Origin of the sequence: Micromonospora sp. H61 (assembly GCF_018070325.1) — a bacterium.
Taxonomy (GTDB): Bacteria; Actinomycetota; Actinomycetes; order Mycobacteriales; family Micromonosporaceae; genus Micromonospora; species Micromonospora salmantinae.
The window spans coordinates 46343-69530 of the sequence record NZ_JAGPXY010000023.1 but is presented as its reverse complement, the minus strand read 5'-3'; the positions used below and the strand labels follow the sequence as shown (position 1 = coordinate 69530).

The 23188-nt window shown below is 64.4% G+C and carries 21 protein-coding genes; 9 read left to right on the top strand and 12 right to left on the bottom strand.

Annotated features, from left to right (window positions below; genetic code table 11):
• Window positions 1-7: 7 nt before the first annotated feature.
• The 8 genes from KBX08_RS14495 to KBX08_RS14460 all read right to left on the bottom strand — a co-directional run bounded on the left by KBX08_RS14495 (window position 8) and on the right by KBX08_RS14460 (window position 4600).
• Entirely contained in the window at window positions 8-706 is a 699-nt protein-coding gene (locus KBX08_RS14495; protein WP_247669394.1) for a hypothetical protein, read from the bottom strand.
• Window positions 706-1110: an RRQRL motif-containing zinc-binding protein gene (locus KBX08_RS14490; protein WP_210784008.1), complete on the bottom strand. Its 405-nt coding sequence runs from the start codon at window positions 1108-1110 to the stop codon at window positions 706-708. The genes KBX08_RS14495 and KBX08_RS14490 overlap by 1 nt, the downstream gene beginning before the upstream one ends.
• A complete protein-coding gene (locus KBX08_RS14485) occupies window positions 1107-1406 on the bottom strand; it encodes a hypothetical protein (protein WP_210784007.1) in 300 nt (99 codons plus the stop codon). Before KBX08_RS14485 ends, KBX08_RS14490 begins: the two co-directional genes overlap by 4 nt.
• Window positions 1403-1849: a hypothetical protein gene (locus tag KBX08_RS14480; RefSeq protein WP_210784006.1), complete on the bottom strand. Its 447-nt coding sequence runs from the start codon at window positions 1847-1849 to the stop codon at window positions 1403-1405. The genes KBX08_RS14485 and KBX08_RS14480 overlap by 4 nt, the downstream gene beginning before the upstream one ends.
• A gap of 85 nt (window positions 1850-1934) precedes the next feature.
• Window positions 1935-2144, bottom strand: coding sequence for a hypothetical protein (locus KBX08_RS14475; RefSeq protein WP_210784005.1), 210 nt, complete (start codon window positions 2142-2144; stop codon window positions 1935-1937).
• Window positions 2141-3016, bottom strand: a complete 876-nt coding sequence (locus KBX08_RS14470) for an FtsK/SpoIIIE domain-containing protein (RefSeq protein WP_210784004.1) — start codon at window positions 3014-3016, stop codon at window positions 2141-2143. The genes KBX08_RS14475 and KBX08_RS14470 overlap by 4 nt, the downstream gene beginning before the upstream one ends.
• 85 nt (window positions 3017-3101) lie before the next feature.
• A complete protein-coding gene (locus tag KBX08_RS14465; protein ID WP_210784028.1) occupies window positions 3102-3989 on the bottom strand; it encodes a hypothetical protein in 888 nt (295 codons plus the stop codon).
• Window positions 3990-4279: 290 nt separating this feature from the next.
• A complete protein-coding gene (locus KBX08_RS14460; RefSeq protein WP_112681382.1) occupies window positions 4280-4600 on the bottom strand; it encodes a hypothetical protein in 321 nt (106 codons plus the stop codon).
• A gap of 220 nt (window positions 4601-4820) precedes the next feature.
• On the opposite strand from KBX08_RS14460, the gene KBX08_RS14455 reads away from it, so the two are divergent.
• Window positions 4821-6065 (top strand): XRE family transcriptional regulator, encoded by a 1245-nt coding sequence (locus KBX08_RS14455; RefSeq protein ID WP_247669393.1) that lies wholly within the window; start codon window positions 4821-4823, stop codon window positions 6063-6065.
• On the opposite strand, the gene KBX08_RS34890 is transcribed toward KBX08_RS14455, so the two are convergent.
• The 4 genes from KBX08_RS34890 to KBX08_RS14435 form a co-directional block, all read right to left on the bottom strand.
• Window positions 6052-6321: a helix-turn-helix transcriptional regulator gene (locus KBX08_RS34890; RefSeq protein WP_374101942.1), complete on the bottom strand. Its 270-nt coding sequence runs from the start codon at window positions 6319-6321 to the stop codon at window positions 6052-6054. The two genes, KBX08_RS14455 and KBX08_RS34890, sit on opposite strands and share 14 nt — an antisense overlap.
• A 1017-nt stretch (window positions 6322-7338) precedes the next feature.
• A complete protein-coding gene (locus KBX08_RS14445; RefSeq protein ID WP_210784002.1) occupies window positions 7339-8706 on the bottom strand; it encodes a DNA methyltransferase in 1368 nt (455 codons plus the stop codon).
• Window positions 8703-9659: a ParB N-terminal domain-containing protein gene (locus tag KBX08_RS14440; protein ID WP_210784001.1), complete on the bottom strand. Its 957-nt coding sequence runs from the start codon at window positions 9657-9659 to the stop codon at window positions 8703-8705. The genes KBX08_RS14445 and KBX08_RS14440 overlap by 4 nt, the downstream gene beginning before the upstream one ends.
• Window positions 9656-10447 (bottom strand): ParB/RepB/Spo0J family partition protein, encoded by a 792-nt coding sequence (locus tag KBX08_RS14435; protein ID WP_210784000.1) that lies wholly within the window; start codon window positions 10445-10447, stop codon window positions 9656-9658. Before KBX08_RS14435 ends, KBX08_RS14440 begins: the two co-directional genes overlap by 4 nt.
• A 585-nt stretch (window positions 10448-11032) precedes the next feature.
• On the opposite strand from KBX08_RS14435, the gene KBX08_RS14430 reads away from it, so the two are divergent.
• From KBX08_RS14430 to KBX08_RS14395, 8 genes are all read left to right on the top strand, one after another.
• Window positions 11033-11641, top strand: coding sequence for a sigma-70 family RNA polymerase sigma factor (locus KBX08_RS14430; protein WP_210783999.1), 609 nt, complete (start codon window positions 11033-11035; stop codon window positions 11639-11641).
• Window positions 11638-13482, top strand: coding sequence for an ATP-binding protein (locus KBX08_RS14425; RefSeq protein WP_210783998.1), 1845 nt, complete (start codon window positions 11638-11640; stop codon window positions 13480-13482). Before KBX08_RS14430 ends, KBX08_RS14425 begins: the two co-directional genes overlap by 4 nt.
• Before the next feature lie 322 nt (window positions 13483-13804).
• Window positions 13805-15856, top strand: coding sequence for a DEAD/DEAH box helicase family protein (locus tag KBX08_RS14420; RefSeq protein ID WP_210783997.1), 2052 nt, complete (start codon window positions 13805-13807; stop codon window positions 15854-15856).
• A 2-nt stretch (window positions 15857-15858) separates the two neighbouring features.
• Window positions 15859-16122, top strand: coding sequence for a hypothetical protein (locus KBX08_RS14415; RefSeq protein WP_210783996.1), 264 nt, complete (start codon window positions 15859-15861; stop codon window positions 16120-16122).
• Complete coding sequence (locus KBX08_RS14410) at window positions 16119-18092, top strand: AAA family ATPase (protein WP_210783995.1); 1974 nt, start codon at window positions 16119-16121, stop codon at window positions 18090-18092. The genes KBX08_RS14415 and KBX08_RS14410 overlap by 4 nt, the downstream gene beginning before the upstream one ends.
• 2 nt (window positions 18093-18094) lie before the next feature.
• Window positions 18095-18469 carry a hypothetical protein gene (locus KBX08_RS14405; RefSeq protein ID WP_210783994.1) on the top strand — a complete coding sequence of 125 codons (375 nt, stop codon included), beginning with the start codon at window positions 18095-18097 and terminating at the stop codon, window positions 18467-18469.
• A gap of 1556 nt (window positions 18470-20025) precedes the next feature.
• A complete protein-coding gene (locus tag KBX08_RS14400) occupies window positions 20026-20727 on the top strand; it encodes a hypothetical protein (protein ID WP_210783993.1) in 702 nt (233 codons plus the stop codon).
• 1264 nt (window positions 20728-21991) lie between these two features.
• A complete protein-coding gene (locus tag KBX08_RS14395) occupies window positions 21992-23041 on the top strand; it encodes a thiamine-monophosphate kinase (RefSeq protein WP_210783992.1) in 1050 nt (349 codons plus the stop codon).
• Window positions 23042-23188: the final 147 nt, after the last annotated feature.

Genomic DNA, 23188 nt, shown 5'->3' with positions numbered 1-23188 from the left:
ATGCTGGTCAGGAGCTTCCCGGCAACGGCCGGGCTGATGTCGAGGCGGTCGGCCAGCTCGACAGGGGTGATGGGTTGACCGGTGGCTTGTTCGTGCTGCACGGCCGCGAAACGGGCGGTAGGCACAGGTGCGCGGGGACGTCGACCGGCTCCGAGGCCGGCACGCTGACGGGGTCCGGCTGAACGGCCGAGGTTGGCTCGGGTGCCGGGGTGATGGCCGCCGGTGGTGTCGGTTCGGTGGTGACCTGCTCGGCCACCTGAACGCGGATCGGCTGCCCCGGCTCGGAGGGAGCCGTCATGGGTTGCGTGGTGGGTGCGGGGGCGAGGACGAGTTTGACCAGGGCCATGAACGCCAGCGCGGGAACAGCCGAGAGGAGCCACCCGGACGGTCCGGGTTTGGCAACGGCGAGTTGGGCGGCGAGGGAGAGGCCGGCGGCGGCGATGAGCAGGACCATCGGGTAGCCGATGGGAGCGCCAACCCGGCGGCGTCGACGGATGGTGAGGAGGGCGGCGATGGGGACGAGTTCGGAGATGACGGCGTTGGCCCAGCCGAACCATCCCGGGGTGTTGTCGGGGCTGTTGGCCATGGTCCAGTCGTGGACGTGGGTGAACGAGGCGGCCCCGGCGGAGCCGCCGACGACGATGAGGATGAGGACCAGGACCAGGCCTTCCAAGCGGGTGCCGGCGCTGGCCGGGGTGGTGGTCATTAGTGGCCTCCGTGGCAGTCGAGGCAGCAGCCGTAGCGGCGGGGGATGTAGTAGGGCTTGACCTGCCCGCAGTGCCGGCAGGTGCGGCGGGCGAGGAGGGCTTTGGCGATGGCCTCCCGCTGCGCAGGCGTGGCGGTGCGCTTGGGCGCGGCGAGGTCGGTGCGGTAGAGGTAGGCGACCCGCCGGTTGGTGCGGTGTCGCCAATAGATTTGGGCGACCGGGTCGTGTCCTCCGGGGCGTAGGCCGGCGGCGCGGAGTTGCCGCAGGGTGGCCAGGCCGGTGGGGGCGCAGTGGTAGGGGAAGGTGGGGAACCCGTAGCGGGTGCCGAGCGGGTCGTAGAACTCGACCCGGATACCGGTGCGCTCGGCCAGGTTGTCGAGGTCGACGCGGCGTAGGTCGGTCATGGCTTGTCACCGCCCCAGCGCTGTTGGGCGGCTTGGCGGGAGATGCCGAGGCGGGAGCCGATTTCGGCCCAGGAGTAGCCGAAGGCCCGCAGCCCGATCACGGCTTCCCCGATGGCGTCGTCGATGACGGACGACAGTGCGATGAGGTCGCGGAGGGCTTCGACGTCTCCGGTGGCGACGCGGCGGCCGTGGGCGCGGATGATGCGCCGAGCGAAGCTGGCGAACTGGTCGTTCTCGACGACGTCCCGACGCCGCTGGCGCGGAACGGGCGTCAAGGGCTTCTTGACGGTGTTCATCGCGTCTCCCCTTCCGCGTTGCGGAGGGAGTCCCATTCGGTGGCAGCCGCCTCAAGGGCGGTGATGACCTGCTCGGCGGTGCGGGCCGGGTCGTCGTTCCACGAGTAGGGGGAGGTGTGCTCGTCGAGCAGGTAGCCGTCCTCGTCGACGAAGAACACCGGTGCGGTGGTGTCGAGGTAATCGACGAACACGCCAACGGCGGCGAGGTAGTCGGCGAGGGCGTCGGGGTCGAGCTGGGAGAAGTGCTCCACGCGGTGTCCGGCGCAGGCGATGCCGATAGCCCCGGCGGCGCAGGCAGGCGGGGTGAGGTAGTCGGCGGTCTCGTAGATGTCGTAGTAGCTGCCTTGGGTCCAGCCGTGCCGGCGCAGGTAGAGGGCAGCCATCCGCAGCAGGTCAGCAGGTGTGACCTCTGCTGCGGGAGGTGGGTTTTGGGTAGCCTTCATGGCAACCACGTCCTTTCGGGGGCGGTCGGTGGAGGTCGGCAGGACCAGCGGTTGCTGGCAGGCGTTGACTGGTCCTGTCGGCCGGTTAGCGGGCGCGTAGCCGCAGGTAGCGGCGGTGCCGGTTGTCGTCACCCGGCATCTGGGTGGGTGCGGAGAGGTAGACGAGTCGCCCGCTGCGGGCGACGGCCTGGACCATGGCGGCGATGTCCTCGGGACTGCCGGTGATCCACAGCTCGGTGAACTGGGCGGCCCGCTGGTTGTTGGCCTTGGCGTAGGCGCGTTCGCGGGTGGTCATGCCGCCATCTCCCACTCGGTCGGGTTGACCGCCGTTGCGCTGGTGCTGGTGCCGTTGGGGCGGCGGGTCCAGGCGGCGTAGTCGGCGATGTTGTAGATGTCGGTATCGGTGAGGTAGGCGGCCTTGATGCGGCGGGGAACGCCACCTTCGGCGAGGAGGTAGGCCGCGCCCTGGTTGGTGGGCGAGATGTCGGAGGCGGTGTAGCCCTGCTCGGCCCAGCCCTGACCGAGAATGATGTTGGAGCTGTTCAGCGAGGTGCAGCGGAACGCGGCCCGGTAGCCGAACAGGTCCCGCAGGCTGGCGGGGATGATGTCCCACGACGGTCGCTGAGTCGCAGCGACGACGGGCATGCCGCAGGCCCGGCCGAGGGAGACGAGCCCTCGCAGGAGGGTGGAGAATTCCTCCTGTTGCTGCTTGGTGCCGAGCACCGTGGAGAACATGGCGAGTTCGTCGATGATGGTGACGATGACGGACATGCCGTCGCCGTCGGCGAGCTTGCGGCGCCGGTTGGCCAGGAGCCAGGCGTAGCGGTTGGTGGCGACGACCAGGAGGCGACGGAGGACGTCGATGCCCTGGTCGATGTCGGGGCCGATGAAGGCGTCGGCGAGGTCGCGCCAGGGGCCGAGTTCGACGAGTTTGGCGTCGAAGAGGACGAGGCGGGTGTTGTCGCACAGGGCGGCGTGGCCGCAGATGTTGTTGATGAGGCCGGACTTGCCGCCGCCGGGTTCGCCTGCGGTGAGCAGGTTGCGGTAGATGACGTCGAGGTAGACGGGTTGGCCGAACTCGTCGATCCCGATGAAGATCGGGTCGAACATCGACAGGCCAGCACCCACCGGAACCGCATCGGCGGGGGTGGGAATCGTGGTGGTCATCAGGTGCCCTCCTTGGGCGAGTGGTGGGCGCGAGGAGCCACACGAACGAGCCGTCATGGCTCCTCGCGTCCCGGGTTGGGTTGGGTCAGATCCAGTCGGAGGTGTCGTCGTCCGGCACGGACGACGAGGAAGCCGCGGGCTTGCTGCCGTTGGCGGTGGTGGCCGGCTTCTTGCCGGCGGGCTTGCCCTGGGTTGGGAGGGTGATCGTCGGAGCGTCGACGTCTGGCAGGTCCAGGGCGGTGGGGACCGTCAGCGGCGATGCCGAGACGGGTGCGGTCGGGTCGATGACGTCGACCAGCGGGGAGCCGACGTGGGCGGTCAGCACCTCGCGGCGTTTGATGTCGAACCGCAGGTAGGCGGCGTTGTTCTCCGAAGCGCGCTCGATGAGCACGGTGGAGGCGTGGCAGGTGACCGCGATCTTGTCGAGGCGGCCTTCCAGGTCCTTGGCGGACAGGCCGGGGCGCAGGTAGACCCAGACGCGTTCGCCGACCGGGGTGGGCTTGGCCCAGAGGATCAGTGGCAGGGAGCCGGACTGGTTGGCGATGATGAACTGCGCGAAGCACACGCGCAGCCGGTGCCTCACCACGAGGCACCATCCCCAGGCTTTGACCTGGCGGCGGACCGGGCGGATGGCGGCGGGGACGCCGACGACCAGGGCGACCACGAGCAGGGTCACCAGGGTCGGGGTGTGGTTTGCCAGCTGCACCCACGCGGTGAGCAGCACGACAGCGAGGAGCGTTTCGAGGCTCCACCACCACAGCAGCCGGATAACCGGCCACACGCGGACGAGCAGCCACACGGCGGCACCGGTGGGAACGCCGATCAGCGCGCCGACGATCAGGGACACGATGGGGTGCCAGTAGGAAGCGGCCACCACAGCCGAGAGAAGGCCGACGATGACCGCCGTGAGGATGAACGCCATCTTGGCGTTGCGTGCGGAGGAACGGTGGACTTTGGCCTCGATGACCGTCACCGTTCCGGTTGACCTGCCGGCGAACCGGCGGGGGCTAGACTTGGACACGACGAGTCCTCCCAAGCACATTGGGTTGGATGAGTGGAGGGCACGGGGTCGGCAGGTTTGGACGCCAGTACCGACCCCGCGCCAGCTCTTACGGGATGTGACCACCGATCGTGGTCACCAGGCCGAGAACGTTGGACGCCAGAGCCGCCCTCGGACTGCTTCCTTCACTTGTTGATCAGCGGACCTCAGCCGCTTCGATTGCCACGGACACCGGTGGCGAACACAGCACGGTGATCGAGGACCTACTTAGCCGCCGAGTTACCAGCCTTCGGCTTCAGCGTGATCGCACGGAACGCGACGCCGTTACGCCCGTTGGTCGCCCACGGAATAGCCTCCAACTGCTCGACAGCGACGAGCTGTCCCACCGTCACGCCCGGCTTCTCACCCGCCGTGGTGATGGTGATGATCTCGCCGCCAGTCTCGTCGAGCACGAAGACCTGGGTCGACCACATGAGCCGGCCAGTGTTCTTCTCCGACCGCTGGTTGCCGTTCTGGTCGTTCTTCGGCTCCGGGTCCTTCGTCACCTGGACCTGCTTGCTCTGGGTGTCCACGTACAGCTTCACAACGAACCTCCTGTGTCTAGGCGCATCCCTTGTTGGATGACTGCCTCCAAATCAAAGTACCAACTGAGTTGGTACTACGCCAGACTGTCGCCGTCTTTCTTTCGGCGTTCCGCTGACACCCACAACGATGACCTTGAGTGCGATAGAACGACAGGTGTCACTGCGGTGACAGGGCAAAGTCCCCTCGCCATGTCCCCTGTGTCCGGGCGATACTGGCTGTATGGCTGACGTTGCTGCTGACCTCGATCGACCAGCCTGGGCATCGCGCCTCAGGGCTGAACGCACCGCGCGGGGCTGGTCGCAGGGCGAGGCTGTCCGCGCGATGCGAGCCCATGCCAGCGAGCAACTGCCGGCGGATAGCACGCTCCTGCGGAACTGGAAAAGGTGGGAGGCCGGCAGCTCGGAGCCTGACAGCTTTTACAGGTCGCTGATCGCGAAGACCTTTGGGACTGTCACGGCCGCCTTCTTTCCGCCGACCGTTCGGCATGACGCTGATGCTGAACTGATCGCCGGCACCGGCATGGAAACGGTGGAAATCCTCGCTCGTCTACGGACTTCAGACGTATCGAACGCAACGTTGGAAGCGCTGCGTATCACCGCCGACCGGCTTTGCAGCGAGTACCCGTACATGTCGTCCGAGCAGCTCCGGGTCGAGGGGCGAGCGTGGCTGCGCCGAATCACTGCGCTGATGGATCGCCGGCTTACCCTCGCGCAGCACCAGGAGGTGCTGAGCCTTGCGGGATGGGTCGCGTTGCTCGTTGGCTGCGTCGAATACGACATGGGGCTACGCCGCATTGCTGAGGGAACGCGCAAGGCGGCGTTGACGCTCGGCGAGGAGGCGGGAAACGCTGCTGTCTCCGGATGGGCTTACGAGATGCGAGCCTGGTACGCGCTGACACAGGGCGACTATCGAGGTGTCATCGCTGCGGCGGAGGCCGGCGAGTCGATCGCGGCCAGCAGCAGTGCTGCCGTGCAGCTCGCCGCCCAGCGTGCCAAGGCGTGGGCCCGACTCGGTGACAGACGGCAAGTTGAGATGGCGCTAGACAAGGGCCGGACGCTGCTTGATTCGCTGCCGTATCCCGAGAACACGGATCACCACTTCGTCGTGGACCCGGCAAAGTTCGACTTCTACGCCATGGATTGCTACCGGCTGGCAGGCGAGGATCGCCTAGCGGAGATGTACGCCGGGCAAGTGATTCGCTCGTCGGCGGACCCGGATGGAACCGAGCGTAAGCCGATGCGGATAGCGGAAGCGCGGGTCACGCTCGGGGTAGTCGCTGCCCGATCAGGCGACCTTGAGCTAGCGGTCGCTGAAGGACGTCGGGCCTTGGAGGGTGACCGCAAGTCGTTGCCGTCTCTCCTGATGTGCTCCAGGGAGTTGGCGACCTTATTGCGGGAGCGGTACCCCAACGAGCCGGAGGTCCTGTCGTACTTGGACGAGGTGCGGACCCTTAGCCCGAGCTGACATCGGGTTCACTCACGCCTGTGCTGACCGGACTGGGGCGACCGCCGACTCCGGGACGCGGTCGGTTCTCGTGCCAGGACACGACGCGGCTCGGGCGCCACATGTGGGTGCGACCGACGGTCGCGTCGGGCTCGGGCATCTGGCCCCGCTTCCGGTAGTTGGATACGGTTGCCACCTTGACCCCGAGGTACGCGGCCACGTCGGAGGTCGTCCACCACTCCGCGGTTGTGTCTGGGCCAGCTCCCACGCCCACCATTCTGGCATTCCTCACTCCCGCGCCGCTTCTCACTTCCATCTATCGAACATATGTACGATGCTCACGTGGTGAAGGAGCTGGTCACGCGTTGGTGGAACGGCGTGTGGGGACGACTGACCCGACGTGACGTGTGGCTTGCGAGGGAGGTGCGGTGGCACGTCATCGCCAGGGCGGGCGACTCCCCGAGACGGGCAGGGTGCTCCGCTGGGAGTTCGACACTGAGGACGAGGCTCGTCGGATGGTGCGGCGTCTCGTCCAGGCTGGCGGGAGTCCCTGGCGTGAGCACTCCCGTGACGCAGCCACGCAATCACCGGAGTGAAGCCAGCGGCCGGACTGCCGGCGAAGTGGTTCAAAGTTTCTGTACGTCTTCAAGGCGGCCCGACAAGCGGGCCGCACGCGCCGCCGCCAGGGCGCGCGGCCCGGCCCCTCTGCGTTGCGACAGGGCCGGACCACGCCAGCGCCCGGCGGCTGGCGCGGGAGCGGAGAGCCCGACCGGGCCGCAGCAGATTGACAGACTGTTGACGAATGTATGCGCGGGCCGGCAGCCGGCCGAGCCGCGCGGCCACGAGCCCGCGCGGCGCAGGGAGGCACCCGGCCGCGTGGCAAGCCCCAGGCCTGGGGGCGGTGTCCGCGCGGGCGGCGTGCCGGTCGTCCAGGAGCCGGCTCGCAGCCGATCAAGGTTAGGTCAACTGCTCACCTGGAGGGGAGGGGTGACCGCCGAGGGCGAGATTAGACCCCGGGAGCCGGGTCCGCGGCGGGCGAGGTTAGGTCAACTGCGCCACGGTGGCGGTGTCCGTCGGGGGCGCGGTCCGCGACACGAGAGCCGACTCAGTCTGTTCCGCAACGTCCGTCCGTGTGTCAAGATCCGCTTGACGTGGCGGTCTGAACGGCGGCCAGATCCCCACGCAGTGCGGGCCGCTGCCCGACGCCAAGGTCCCATTATCAGCGCCCAAGCAGTGCTTTTCCCGTCGCGGGGCCGCCGACTCTTCGCGTTTTTCGCTGGGCAGATCTCCTCGTTTACTGGTGTCGGTGACGACCTGCGCTCACACGCTGATGAGCAGCGTCAGGGCCGCCGTCCTTGTAAGGCTCGTCCCAGTCGATATCTTCCGGGCCGTCCCAGGGCTTACCTTTGGCGTGTGTCAGTACGAGCACCGAGTCACATGCCGTGGCCTGCCCCTTAGTGTCCTTCCAGATCCGACTTACCTTCTTGTCAATATCGATGAAGTCGTCAATGGTCTCGACCAACCTCAGCGTCGTCTCACTGCTGACGTCTGCCCAAATCTTGCTTGCCAGCTGGATGGCCTCCTTGCCGGGATTGGCTACATCACCAATAACAATCGCAGCCACGCCGTTCGGCTTAAGGACTCGTTCTATGCCCTGGATGGTCCGCGTCATGAACTCGCGGTACGAGTCGTAGGTGTGGCGGTGATCGAGCGTCTTGTCGAGGTTGCGACGTCCGGCGCCCCGTTCTCGGCCCACTTCCTCAACTCCCAAAAGCCACAGCCGAATCCAGTTCGCCGTACCGTAATTGACGACCTGTAGATATGGCGGTGACGTCACCACAAGGTCCACGCTTCTGGCTTGAATGCTGTCGCTCAACATGAGTTGGGCAGCGTCCTCATGAAACACCTGGCCCTCAGGTCCATCTACCGCGTCCAGGTAGACACGGGCCAGCTTCTCGCGCAGACGTTCGAACACATCCTGGGGCGGCTTCACCAGCCCCTTCTCGCGGATGAACTTCTCCACATAGGAGGGCGACATGCTGAACGTGTTGGGCATGCTAATGCTCAGGTACTGCGACGTGCCGTCGCGACGGAATGAGCCATGCATGATGCCTGCCAGGGAACCCGCGATCACTGTCTCTGCAGCGGTCCACTGGGTGAACGGCTTACGATGTAGCTCCTCGCGAAGGAAAACCAGCTGCCGCAAGGTTGTGGGATGGTAAAGCATCTCGATGTCGGGAGAAACCGTCACCGGCTGGGCCTTGAACTGCCGGTAACGCTTCTCTATCTGCCCTAGGTGCTCCAGCACAATCTTGTACTCTGGGGCCTTCGCCTTGGCATGCGTCAGAATGTAGGCCAGCGGGCTGAGGTCATTGCTGATCGACCGCCGGCCCTCAGCTCGGGTCTGCAGTGCCACGGTGCCGCGGCCGCTGAAAGGGTCGAGTACAACGTCCCCAGGCCGGGTATAGCGCTGGATAAAGTAGTGCGCCAGCTTGGCTGGGAACATGCCGTGGTATGAACACATGGTGTGCATCGAGTGGCCCCATCGTTGGGGCGCGGTGTGCCACAGGTGGCCCCGAGAGGTGGTGCCACCATCGAGTGGTTTGGCCTCAGGTGCCTCGAAGAATGCGTCTTCAGACCAGTCCAAGGATGCAGTGGTCATGTCAGGTACTCCGCTAGGGAACGGGCCGCTGCTTGTAGAACCAGTTCGGGCGACTCACGGGCTACCCGGGACAGGTGTCGTCGTGCCGCCACTGTGCTGCGCCGAGGCTGCGCCTTGGCTGGCGCGGCAGGCCCGTATTGCGCAGGCTCAGCGATCTCCGGCTCAGGAGCCTTCGGCTCTGGCATCTCCGGCAGCGTCAGGTTCATGGCCCGCCGCAGCCCCAGATCCTTCTTGACGAGCCGCAGGTCTTCGACTTCCCGATAGTGCTCAGGGTTTAGATCGCCGGTCGCGGACTCCACCACGGCCGTAGGTACCCTCTGCACGCTGCCGTGCCGGGCCGCCACAATCATGCGGTCGATCCATTCGTCCGGAGTCTCGCCGTTTTCGCAGAAGCTCTGCGTCAGCACGTGCTCCAGTCCGCCGGCCGTCAGCCGCAGCCAAGCGTACGGGTTGGAGGCCGGGAAGACCTCCGCGTCCATAAGCTCGACGATCCTGGCAAACAGGCCGCCACGCTGTACGAGCCGCCACAACCCGGTGTAGTTACGGAGCGTTGCCGGCGACACTCCAAGGTAGCGTGCAATGTCGGTCTTTTTCACCCGCGCGGACTGGTGCAGGTGCTCAACAAGTGACGCTAGTTGGCTGGGTAGTAGGTCCTGGTAGATGTCCGTCTGGTATCGGATCTCGAACCGACGTTCGTAGTCGGTGAGATAGGCCGGCACGGTCTCGAACCGCTCCGGGTAGTCCTGTCGGATTGCCTGAATGGCACGCAGCCGCATGGTGCCGTCAACCACCAGGTAATTGCCGGTTGGGAGGTGCGCCACCTTCAGCGGCTCGGCCAGTCCGATCTCCTCGATGGACGCCCTTAGCCGATCTTCGAACTGCTTTGAACTCCCCGATCGCCGAAGCTCGTCGCTGAGGCTCAGCTCGTCCGGTCGCAGTGCAACAAGCTTCAACTCGCCACCGCCCGTCGCGGGGCCGGGCCGCCGAATTCAATCGGCAGCTCCGCGCCCAGCTGACCCAGCCGAGCTTCGATGGATCCGGCCGGCAGCCGGTGCAGCGTGGCGCAGGCCCAAGCCAACAACTTCAATCGAGCCAAACTGTGCTCCGGCCCCAGATGTACCAGGTCCTTCCAGCCGAGCGCCTCGAACAGCACTTCGAGCTCCCTCGTCTTCAGCTTGAATCCAGCGATGGCACTAACGGCGTCCGACCGCTCGTCGGGACCCATGTACCTCGCGATCACCGCGTGCAGTGCCAAGTTGAGGTTGCCATCCTGTAGGGCGGCCACCTCACGGTTGCTGGCGCCCTCGAGCTGGCTCTCCAGCCTCCGGACCGTCGCGGGGGTGACGCCGAAGCGCTTGGCCACGCTGGCCGTTTCCTCACCATCCTGACGGGCCCGGGCGATGAGCACTGCCCGGTCGATGGGACGCATCCGCAGCCGGGCCACGTTCTCGACGAGAAACTGCTGGACCTTTTCGTACTCGCCGAACTCGGCGTCCACCACTATCGCTGGGATTTTCTCGATGCCCAGGAGGCGGCAAGCCAGCGTCCGGCCCTGGCCCTTGATCAGGAGATAATCGCCGGAACCGTCCGGTGCGACCCGGACGGTCACCGGGGTGAGCACGCCGAACTGCTCGATGGACTGGCGCAACTCGCGGTGACCTTCTCGGTCGCGTTTACGTCCCAGACCATCCTCGGGGCGGATCTTGGCGACTGGGATCGCCTGGATGCGCGGCTGCTTCACCCCGCGTCGCGTACGCGGCCTCCGGGCCTCAACTGAGCGCCGGGACTCAAGATCGCCGCGCCCCGTGGGGGCGTCTGTCGCCACGTCCGTCACCTCTCCTAACTTACACACCTGTCATTTCACCACTGAGGTACGACAGACCCTCCCAGGGTGGCGGCCCGGCAGGCAACACAGGGGCGGGACTGTCGTCTGGCCGGGGCCGATGGTTGTCGATGGACTGCTGCCGAGCGAAGATCCTCTCCTTTCGCTCCGCGTCACCCATCATGTGCGGGGTGAGCCCGGGGGGCCTGGGTGACGACACCGCGATGCGGGTCACGGTGTGGAGACCCGCGAGGGGAGGTAGGGGGCTCGCTGCCGCCTTTATGCTACTTCGCGTGCTCTCGTGCACGCGCTTGCGGCCTGTCCGGCTCGGGCAGCTGTTTTTCGCGGAGCCGCCTGGCACTCTGTAGGCGGAGACACTGGAGGTCCTCTCACAACGTGGTCGCAAAAGGCTGCGAAGAGTTGGCGGACTCAGATGGCCCGTACTTCGCCTCGGCGAAGCCGACCTCCCTCCCGCGCCCCCGGGTGCTTGAGTAGGAGGTCGTCATGGTCAATGGGCTCAAGTCCGTCATCCCCCCCTCCCTCCACAGCAACACCAGTCTGCCGGTGCTCGGCGCGAACGCGCTGACGCTGGAGGACGAGACGCTTATCCGCCGGGCTGCCTTGGCCGCGAAGCCCAAGGCCCAGGACCTCGAGGACGTGGAGCAGGCCGTCCGCGAGGAGTTCTGCCGCCGGGCCGGCTCGTACTCGGCCGCCAGCGGTGTGCCGTTCCACGGATACATGTGGCCTTACCTTGTGGGGGCCGCGCGGCACGTCGTCCGCACCGACCGCGACGTGCGTAAGAACAAGGGTCTCGGCTTCGACATCCCGGTCGAGGACCTGACCCCCTACGACGCTCCGGCGGCGCCCGAGCCCGAGATCGACCCCTTGACGGCACAGTCCGTCCGGCGGTTCGTCCGTGGCCTCGACCCCACGACCCGGTACATCATCTTCCGCCGGTACTGGCAGGACGTCCCCGTTGCGCAGATCGCCCGTGAGATCGGGGTGCGGCCCCAGTCGGCCCAGCGGCGCCACGACAAGGCGCTGGCCGAGGGCCGCCTCACCGGGGCTGCCACCGCCACCTCCGCCACGCACCTGACGGCGGTAGCAGCGTGAGCGCCCACCGTTACCGACAGACCCAGTTCGACATCGACTTCCTGGAGCCCGTCATGACATCGAGCAGCCTCTCCGCCGACCCCGATCTCCTCGCGCAGCGCAACTTCGTCGAGAGCCTCAAACGACACGGACACGACTTCGGCATCGCCCACACGGCGGCCTTCATCCGCGGCATCCGGGACCTGGGATACAAGCACTCGGGTACCGCCCTGGACGAGCAGATCGACAACGCCGACCAGGCGGGAGCCCACAGCATCCACGTCCTGTGGGACACGGCAGGGAAGAAGCCAACGTGGATTGCCGTCGCCGACGACGGTCACGGAATGGAGGCGGACATGATCCGCCTGGCCATGGCCTGGGGTGGCACGCACCGCGAGAACGACCGCAACGGCTTCGGCCGCTACGGCTACGGTCTGCCTAGCTCAGCGGTCAGCCAGGGCCGCCGCTTCACCGTCTTCTCAAAGACCGGAACGGCATCGGAGTATTCGAGCGTCACCCTCGACCTCGACGAAATGAGCGAGGGCAAGTACAACGACGGTCACCGCATTGTCATCCCGGAGGGCAAGGTGACGCCGCTTCCCCCGGCGCTCGCCGTCCGGCTCAAGGATCTCAAGTTCGAGCCGTCCAGCGGCACGATCGTGCTCATGGAGAAGCTCGACCGGCTCACTTGGACGACCGCTCTGGGCCTGAAGCAGAATCTGGTGCCCCACTTCGCCGTCACGTACCGCGACTACCTGCGTAACCTCGATATCTTCGTCGACGGCACCCAGATCAAGCCCATCGACCCGCTGTTCCTCACGCCCGGTGCGCTCTATTACGACGAGGACTTCCAGCGCGCTGAGGCGCTGCCGGAGGCCCGCTTCACGGTCACGAATTCCGAGGGCGTGGAGTGCCCTGTCGTTCTGCGCTATTCGTACATGCCGCCCCGATTCGGCCAGGTGGACAAGAGCAAGGAGCGCGGCAAGAACAACCAACGCTTCCGGATCCGTGCGGATAACAACGGGATCATCGTGATGCGCAACCACCGCCAGATCGATGTAGTGGGGTCTAAGCGCGGCGTCCTCTACTTCAACAACGACGATCGCTACGTGGGCGTCGAGCTGGACTTCCCGCCGTCGCTCGACGAAGAGTTCTCAATCACCACCAGCAAGCAGTCCGTGGTCATCTCGGACCGCATGTGGGACAAGCTCAAGGAGCACGGCCTCATCGAGGCTGTGCAGCAGATGCGTACTAAGTACGACAAAGAGAAAGCGAAGCTGCGCGGCAGCGGCTCTTCCAAGGCGCCGACGCCATCTGAGAAGACCATGGCGGAGGCGGAGAAGTTCTCCAAGACGCCGCCTTCCGACCGGGAACGACTGGAGCAGCGCGGCAAGGAGAACCTTGAACGTCAGGCCGAGAAGGTGGCCGAAAGGACCGGCCGCCCGAAAATCGAGGTCGTGAAGGAGCTTCAGGCTGAGACGATCGAGCGGCCGTACGTTGTGAAGGAGGAGTCCAGCCCGGGTGCTCCGTTCTACCGAGTCGAGCAGCTCGGCGGAGCGCGTGTGGTTTGGCTCAACACCTCGCATCGCTTCTACACCCGCGTCTACAAAGGCCAAGACGCCACGCCTCGACTGCGGGCCGCGATCGAGGTGATGCTGTTCGTCATCGGGTCGTGCGAGGTGGAGAGCGTCGACGACCGTGCGCGGTTCTACGTCTCGGAGCGCTCCGAGTGGTCGACTCGGTTGGAGACCGCACTCGACATCCTCGACACCTATCTCTCCGAGGAGGGCGCCGGCGACTCGACCATCCGCGAGGAGGAGCAGCCGGACGAGAGCGTCGGCGCCACCGCTGCTGCCGCATGAGATGACCCCAGGAGCGCTGCGACACTCGCCGCGGCGCTCCTGGGGCGGGTGGTCTCAACCTTCCGTCCCGTTGTCCCTCACGGCTCCACTCTGCCACAGCAGATGCCTCGACCCGGGCTGCCAGGAGGGTCCAGTCGCGGCAAGACAGATCGATCTTGCCGAAGGCACGTGGAATGTAGACCGTACGTCTGACAAGACCTAGGGCTGATGGACATGGCTCACGTTGCGCCCGGCGTAGAAGACTGTGATCATTTCTTGATTCGCCAGCCCGAGGCATCGGTGACATAGCCTACGTGCGACGCCTCGAAGGGGAGGGGCAGCGTTGACGCTGCGGGACCTGGGTCTCGGCCCTGCGTACCGATCGGGCCGCGACATGTTGCTCGATGATTTCTACGTGCCGTGCCTCCAGGAGGCCCTGCTCTACGACCGGGCGGTGGGGTACTTCAGCAGCACGCTGTACCACGTGGTTGCCCTGGCCTTCTCCGACTTCGTTCGGCGAGGTGGCCGCATGCGGCTGATCTGTTCGCCTGCCCTCACGCCCGAGGACTTCGCCGCAATGAAAGAGGCCGACGAGATCGGCCGCCACGCCCAGTCAACCGTCCGCGCCGACCTGCAGATGCTGCTGACGCGTCCAGAGGCAGTACCAGCCACCCGACTGCTGGCGACCCTGATCGCCAATGACATTGTAGACGTGCGCATCGCCTTCACTGACAACCCGAGCGGCATCTTCCATGACAAGCTGGGCATTTTCGAGGACGCGGAGGGCAAGCGCGTCAGCTTCGTCGGCAGCGCCAACGAGACGTGGCGGGCGTGGGGCCTCAACCATGAGTCCTTCGAGGTGTTCTGCAGCTGGAAGAACGAGCCGGAACTGCTCCGCACCCGCGATCACGTCGACACCTTCCGGCGGCTGTGGCGGGGCCGAGAGCCGGGTGTACGCATCGCGCACATGGACCAAGTCACCCGCGAGCAACTCGTCGCGATCGCCGATGACGACCTGGACCACGCCATCAACGCCGTCCGGTCGCGTCGGTTGGGCCGCCAGGCTCAGCCGACCGGGCGACCGCTCATGGACCACCAGCGATTGGTGCTCGAGGACTGGGAGGCGAAGGGCCACCATGGCATCGTCAACTTTGCCACCGGTGCCGGTAAGACGCTAACCGCCATCGAGGGCGTCAAACGCTGGACCAGCCGTGGCGGCGCCACGGTAATTTTGACGCCGGGCCGCGACCTGCACGCCCAGTGGGTACGTGAAGTCGAGCTTGAGCTTCCAGACGCGCAGATCCTGCCCGCAGGCGCAGGCAGCGACAAGGCCGCCTGGCAGCAGTTGCTGCCCGTCTTCAGCGCGCCAGGCAATTCGGCTCACCATCGCCGGATCGTGGTGGCGACTAATCACACCTTCGCCAGTAACGATTTCCACCGCCGGCTCAAGAGCGGCGATCACTTGCTGATCGTCGCTGATGAAATGCACCGGGCAGGCAGCCAACGCATGCTGAATGCGCTAGAGCAAACCAAGTGCGGCGCCACCCTCGGCCTGAGCGCCACCTTCCGCAGGCAGTTCGATGAGGACGGCACGAACCGGCTGATGGACTTCTTCGGACCTGTGTTGATGCCAGTGATCGGCCTGGCCGAAGCGCTGATGCTCGGCCTGCTCGTCCCGTACGACTACCGCCTCCACGAACTGCGGCTAGACGACGACGAGATTGAGCAGTACGAGCACCTCACTAAGCGGATCGGACAGATGGTCAGCCAAGGCGTCTCGGTCAACGACGCCAACAGCCCGCTCCAGATGCTCCTGATCCGACGCGCGCGCGTCCTAAAGCAGGCTCGCGGCAAGGTGCCAATGGCAGCCGACATCCTACAGCGGGAGTACCAGGCCGGCGATCGCTGGCTTGTCTACTGCGATGACGTGAAGCAGCTAAAGGCGCTCACCAAGGAGTGTCTCGCCGCCGGGCTCCCTGTACTTGAGTTCTACTCCGAGATGACAAGCGACCGCGACGCAGTCATCCGCAGCCTTGGCGAGTACGGCGGCATCGTCATTGCAATCCGCTGCCTCGATGAAGGCATCGACATCCCGGTTACCGACCACGCGCTCATCCTCGCTAGCTCGACGGTGGAACGCGAGTACATCCAGCGTCGCGGGCGCGTCCTCCGTCAGGCCCCTGGTACGAATAAGGTCAGCGCTGAGGTTCACGACCTCATGCTTGTCGATCCGATTGGCGGAGCACTCACCAAGAGTGAAGCCATGCGGGCCCTGGAGTTCGTTCGGTTGGCACGAAATACCGCAGCCAGAGAGCGGCTCAAGGTGATCGTTTCCCTCAGCCAAGACCCGGTCACGTTGCCTGACTGGATCGACTACGAAGAAGAAAGCGACTGAACATGTCCCAACCCGAGAACGACGAGGCCGGCCATGGCCGGGAAGGCGCCTTGGCGGCCCTTAACGAGGTCGCCGCCGATCCCGACGTAGTCAAGCAGTTCGGCGCGGCGGCTGGCGCGTTCGAGCCGGAGGACTACCAGCAGCTGATTGCTCTTGCCTGGCGCCACCAGTTCGACGATGACCGGACCAAGTTCAAGCGCGACCTCAGAGCGCTCCAGGAGCACGTCAGCCAGCGAATCCTCGACCGGGTGGAGTTGTCCGAATGAGCCTGCGATTCGAGAGCGTCAGCCTCAAGAATTTCGGTCCATACCGTGAGATTGACACGCTTAACCTAGGGACTGATTCCAGCGCCCCCATCGTCGTGATTCACGGCGAGAACACACTTGGCAAGACCAGCCTGTTCCGGGCGCTGCGGTGGTGTTTGTACGGGAGCCCTGAATCGGGGAGTACGCCCGCCCAAGCCGCTCGGCATCTGTCCGAGTACATGAACCGCCCGGCGTCGAGAGACGGCGAGACTGACATGCAGGTGTGCATGCAGTTCACAGCAAATGGACACAGGTACCGGCTCGTGCGCATGGCGAGGTTCGAAGGCGGACCGCCAAAGCTATCCGCCGATCTTCGTGTGGACTCAACGGTGATTCAGCAGGCTTCAATCGACGCGGAGATCGGCCGTCTGCTGCACCCGCAAATCTCCGAGTTCTTTCTGTTCGATGGTGAGCTGCTCAAGGACTTCTACGACCGACTGAACACGGACCGTGAGCGAGACCTCCTCCGAGAGAGCATCGATAACGTACTCGGGATCCCGGCGTTGCAACTGGCCGAGCGGGACGTTGCGACTTTGACCGAGCACGCACTTCAAAGGCAGGCTAAGGCGCTTAAGAACAAGAAAGACGTCGAGAATGCGCGCAAGCAAATCCGCGAGTTGAAGTCCAAGCAGGAGAGTTTGGACAAGGACCGAAAAGAGATCGAGGACTCGCTCAGCAAGGCCAAGTCAGCTCTGGAAGACGTCAAGGAGCGCATCGCGGGAGTTGAAGAGCTGAAGGCCGACGCTCGTGAGATGGAGGGGTTGGAGGTCCTGATCGCGGGCGGAAAGCAGGAAGAGGAGCAGCTCCGGGAGGACATGCGACGGTTGCTCACAACCGGCTGGCTCGCACCTGCCGCCGGCAAGCTCAACGGGGCCTTGCAGCAAGTCGTGGCGAAGAACGACGCGGCCCAGCAGCAGCAGAAGGCAATCCAGGTCGCGCGTGATCGCGTCGACGTGCTGCGAAAGCAGATCCAGGGTGGAATCTGTCCGGCTTGTCAGCAGGAACTGCCGCCGCCGGACGAGTCGACCCAGATGGATTTGGCGGAGGCCGAAGCCGAGCTGAAGCGGTTGAAGGAATCGGCAGGCGACGGGCCAGATCTCCGCCTTGAGCGGCGGATCCGGGAGCTGATCGATACGACGACTGCCAAGACGTACCAGCAGAAGCAGGAGCAGCTCAACAAGGTTGTCGCTACCCAGTTCGAACGCAACCGCAGGCTCAACGGTCTGAAGGATCGCCTGAAGGACAACGATGCGGCCACGGTCCGTCAACTTGGTGAAGAGCAGGATCGGCTCGAAGTAGCGATCGAGCGATATGGGCAGATCCTCAGGAACCAAAAGCCAAAACAGGACGAGATCAACAAGCAGCAGGACAAGCTCGCCGGCATTTTGCGGCGCCTTGGGGGCGGCGCCCAGCCAGAGGTTGCAGCCGAGGCGTTCTTCTTCGAGTACGTGCGCACGCTGCTGACGCGGACGATTGAGCGCTACCAGGAGCGGACGCGGGCTGAGGTGGAGAAGGCTGCCAGCGAGATGTTCGTGACGCTTGTCCGCGATCCACAGGCCTACCAGGGGCTCCGTATCAGCCGCGACTACAGGGTTGACCTTGTCGGTCAGTGGGGTGAGGCCATGAAGACCAGTGAGGGCGGTAAGCAGCTCGTCGCCCTCTCGTTGATTGGTGCGCTCAAGCGAGCCGCCGTACGGGGCGGCCCCGTGGTTCTGGACAGCCCGCTGGCGCGTCTTGACCTAGAGCACCGTGCCAACGTTTTAAAGACCTGGGTGCCAGAGCTGGGCAACCAGGCGATCTTGCTCGTGCAGTCAGGCGAGCTCACAGAGGGGCAGGCTCGGGACATTATGGGCAACCGGATCGGGCACGAGTATAGGATCTACCGGCCGAGCGATGATCCCGAAATGGCCACGATCGAGAGGACTCAGTAGCCGTGGGAAAGGATCAGGAAGATAAGCAGCAGATTGGTCTGACCGCCAAAGGCGACGAGGCCATCCAGGTACTGGTCGCAGACCGGCGGTTCGCGAATCAGACGGACGCGTACCGATTCGCAATCTCGTACGCCATGGCGGCTGGCCTTGATCCGGCAGATGCCCCGCCAGGCGGCTACAACACCAAGTTCAACGCGCTCGGCACATTAGAGAGTGGAAGCAGCATCCGCGACCTCATCGACATCCTTGGCATCGGCGAAACGCACCGCCCATTCGCCACGGCGGAGAAACTAGCCGAGCTCGGCGTGAGGGAGATCGCCCGCCGGCTCGAAGGCAACGAGAGCCTCGCGGACATCATGACTAGTGCGTCTGGGTAGGACAATGACAATGGAGCGGGCTGGACGCCTTTCCCAAGCCTCACGCGCGGAGCAGCTACCTCCGGCGGCCCCTCCTTCCGCTGTCCGGCACCGATAGCACTGCTCTCGGCCAAGGCTTTAGCCCCACGCTTGCGCTACCCGGCTACACCGCGCCGACATATCCGTCAATGCGGGCACCTCGCACTTAGGCAGGCGATCTCTGCTGAACTAGTGCGGACGGGTGTCGCCCGGAAGTCGGACCCGGTGGACGTCGGCGGACGCTGCGACATCTGCCGCAAGCGCCTTGTTGGCGAGGCGTCAGGCAGCGAGGCAGCGAGGCAGCGAGAAGGCAGCGGCACCCTTGGCGCGGGTCGATGCCGAGCGCCAGACGACGACTGTCGGCACCTGCTCCCCGACATGATCCGCTACCAGCCAGCAGCAGCCGACAGATTCAGCCCGCATCCCCCCGACGGGGGTCGTCCCTTTCCCGGGAGCGCTTCCGGCCCGGTTCACAGGCCCTCCCCTTCCCGTCGAAGGCGCTCTCCGCCGGATCTTCCGGGCCTGAAGTCAGCAAATCGGCGGCAGGTAGCGTGAAGGCATCCAACAACCGAGCGCGTAGAGGCATCGAAGCGAGTACGGCCAGAGTGCGGGTCCACGTAGGTGCCCAGGCTGAGTGTGGCTTCCGTCTGTGCCACGAAGGTGCGCGCTTCCTTCTTGCTCCGGAAGGTCTTCGCCTTGTCGTCCGGCGGCGTCGCGCCAGTTGGCCCAGTAGGTGCCAGCGGCAGCGTTGATGATGTGGCCCATCAGCCTCTCCGTCTTTGCTCGGCGCCGGTGGCGGCCGACTTGTTCGGCAATCCCGTCCTTGTTCGGCAATCCCGTCGAACCAGGCGTGGGAGCGAATGCGGTTGATGAGCCACCGACCTCCGAGGCGGGTGGCGGGATTGGTGCCGTCGCGGACGAGTGGGTAGGTGCTGCCGAGTGAGAGGCCGAACAGCTTGGCGACCTCGCGGTTGGTATAGGTGACCCGGCTCGACGGTCGCGCCGATGCGAGGGACGAGCCGGACGACCGGGCCCGGGCGGGTTGTGGTGCTATTGGCGTCAAGCGGCAGCGCCGACCGGCTCCGGCTCAGGGTCACGGCATGTCCGTCTGGTCGCCGAACAGCATGAGTGAAGCAACCAACGGCAGCTACAGGCCTCCGCCGCCGGCCGAGCCTCGCGACCTGCGGTGCAGCCATAGCAACTAGTCCCAGTCACTCCACAGGTCGGGCGGTGGCGGAGGCTGGCTGGCAACGGAAGGCTTGAACTGCGGCGAACATCTCGTAGCACAGTCCGATGGCGTCGGTCCGGAGTCGGAGCATGTTGGCGAGGTTGACTGCGCATGAGAGGCACCATAACTATCGCGATCTTGCAGGCTGGCAATCTGGTGCACGAAAATTCTGAACCTGAGCAGCGGCGGCCGAACGAACGTCTGGCCGAGCGGCAGCCCAACAAGTACGACCACGTGTACCCAGTTGGGCTGGTCGAGATGCACGTCGGGGGGGAACCAAGAGCGCGCCGGAGGCTGGTAACGTTCCTCTATGCTTCCCGATCTTGTCTCCGGATCGCAAGATAACTGCTTTCTGTGCGGTCAGATCGCCGGAAATGAGGCGGCCGACCTTTTTCATCTGAGCTTCAGGGACGCGTCCTACAAGCGTCGAGTGATTGATCTGAACCCGCATTTCGTTCTGATTCCAAGCATTGGCGGATTGGGCGAAGCTCATGCCTTGCTTTGCCCCGTCGAACACTGCCGACGTATGGCTGACGCCAGTCAGTCAAGAGTGATTGCCTTCCAAGAGGCCGTCAGAACGGCGCGTCGTGTTCTCCGGCAGTTGGCGGGCGGAACTATCGTAGCGTTCGAGCACGGAGCCTCGCGGACAGGAACGCGGATACCATGCACGGTGGAGCATGCACACCTCCATTTTGTCGTGTTGCCTCGAGATGTTCTTGTGGAGCTACCGAACTATGACTGGCAGGCAATCCCGAACGATATTTCTAGAGCGAATGATCGGTTGGATGACAGGGAGTATCTGTTTTGGCTTGATGAAGTTCGTGGGGCGATGATTGCCCAGCCGTCCAGTGGGACGAGGTTGGAGTCGCAAATGCTTCGTCTTGCTGTGGCGCGAGCGCTCGGCATTGAGGAGCAATGGAACTGGCGTGAGTCTTCCGAGCTTCGGGCCGCCGACAAGCTATATGACGATATGTTCAGCATCCTAAATTCAACTTCTCAGCAGCGATCGTAACAATGGGGCCGTTCGAAAACCTGAGCATGGCGGCTCGTGAGCGTTTTCGCCGACACAAGTTCCGGTTGTCGGCGGCCAAGGAAGCGCAGGAAGAGATCGCACAGCTATTCGAGCGCACGCCGGTTCAGCGGTCCGAGACGAGTCAGCGATGCTGGGGCCAGCACTTCGATTGGTCTCCAACCCAATATGGGATTTATGGCACGAGTGCTGGCATCGAGGCGCTGTCGATCGCTGGGCGGAATCCGGGCAGTTCGCTACTTCGCGAGGCCACGGCTGTCATCGCCCGCGTCGAAGACCCAACAAGCCGCTTCCAACGACAGCGGGACCACCTGAATGTTTACAAGCTCGCAGCTTGCGTCGAGGCAACAGACTCGCACCTACCGGTTCTAGCCGGAACACCCGGGTCGTATGCACGCCTGGTATCCGCTTCTTTGCCGAGTGGCGGGTGGCCGGATTATAGGTACGAGCCAGATGAAGAGCCAGATGCAACTATGCTCGCTACGGCCGCGTCTCTCTATGCGCTCCGTAGATATGAAAGCTTCTACCCGATGGACGAATGCGCTTCTGGCCTCAAGTTTCTGGCAGACCGGCAACGGGGCTACGACCTGACGGAATCGCTTCAGGCCCCCACGTTGGTGGGGTACGCTCTCCTAGCCTTACATTCCTATCAAGGCACGCCCGTCGTTCAACGTTTGCAGACATATGCGGATGCAGTCGTGAGGGCCGAACGCGGATTGACCCGTTGGGCCCGGAGGCGGCCGAGACGGGAACTTTTCGACCAGTTCCGATACGACTTCGTCGAGCGGCCGAATAGCTCATCGAACCGGGACAGCGATTTTATTGCCCTAATGCCTGATTGCATCGTCGCGCTGGCTTTCATGCAAGCTCCCGGTCGACTAAACGCTCCTAGGCGACGGCACGTAATCCGCGTTATTGATGGCATAACACGGAAAATATCAAGTCGTGACTTCAAGCCTCGCAACGTCGACAAGCGTGCTACCCTCGATCATCTATGGGCTCAGCGAGTTCTAGGCCGTTTCCTAGATGTCAGCGTTATGGCGGCGTTTAGCCGGAGGCATCGTGCGCAAAACGCGAGCTCTTTTTCCTTCTGGGGGCGTTTTGCGGCCTTCTCTGGTCTCTCGGCCGGTGCGATATGGATGAGCGTGGCACCCTTCGAGTCTGGCGTTGGTAACGCCGTGCTCATTGCGTTGGCCGCGATTTTGGGTGGTTTAGCAGTAGAACTGTTCGCCGGAAGGTACTTCAAGTGAACGATGGCTCGCGCCTGGACGACTGTGGTGAGGCGTGGCTAATAGAGCACGTTTTCGCGCCGCGCTACCGATCTCGCGGATTTGGGCGATTTGGCGATGACAGCGCTGTCGTCCTCAATGACCTTGGGCTTGGGGAAGGATCGCTAGTAGCAACGACGGATCCGTGCCCGCCGCCCGCCGTCTTCGATCTTGGCTACGAGGATTACTACTATTGGGGTTGGCTTTCGGTCATTATCAACATGAGCGATTTAGCCGCCGCTGGTGCTCGCCCCGTCGCTCTACTTGACTCGCTGGAACTGCCGCCTGGAATGCGCCTGGGCGAGCTGAGGCGTCTCCTCGATGGCATCGATGAGGCTGCGGATGCCTGCGGGGCTTCCGTGATCGGCGGCAACATCAAGGAGTCGGCCAGGCTTAATGTCACAGCGACGGCCATGGGGATATGTCATCCGCGAGTCCTGTCGCGCGCAGGAGCAATGCCGGAGGATATCCTTATGGTTATTGGCCCTGTGGGAGAGTTTTGGGCGGAGTATCTCGATTCGAAGAGTGGAGTGCAGTCGTTCCCCAAGGCTGTAGCTCTTCCGGCTGCGCAGGTTTCGGCTGGCCCCATCCTTTCAAGAATGCCGGGTGTGACATCGTGTGCCGATAACTCCGACGGGTTGGCCGTGACGGTGACGCACATCGCCGCAAGGAACTCGATCGGCGCAATAATCGAAGTGGATGCCATTGACTTCGCCGAGTCGGTCCGGTCGTCGGCTCGAAAGCACGGTGTGGCTCCGATCAACCTTGCCATCGGGTGGGGCGATTGGAGCCTTGTTTGCACTGTAGCCCCGGACTCGGTAGACGACGTACGCAGAGAGCTTCATGCAGAAGGTATCCGTTGCAGCCGGCTCGGCCGTATGACGCCCCAGCCAGGGTTGATGCTTGATGACGGCGCGAACCTCCTGCACGCGGCACCCATTCGGTCCGAGCGGTTAACCAAGGATTCGTGGATGACTGCTGGGTTGTCGGCATATGTGCGAGCAGTTCTTTCGTGGAAACCGACATGATGGACCCTGTGCCTGAAGGTCTCCGCGAACGGTGACTGACCCAATCGCAGCCCGGCCTGCTGACCAGGTAGGCAAGTCGGCATTCCCGATCACCCTGCCCAGTTCTTGATCGTCGGCAAACACCATGCCCTCAGCCTGCCAGCGAGG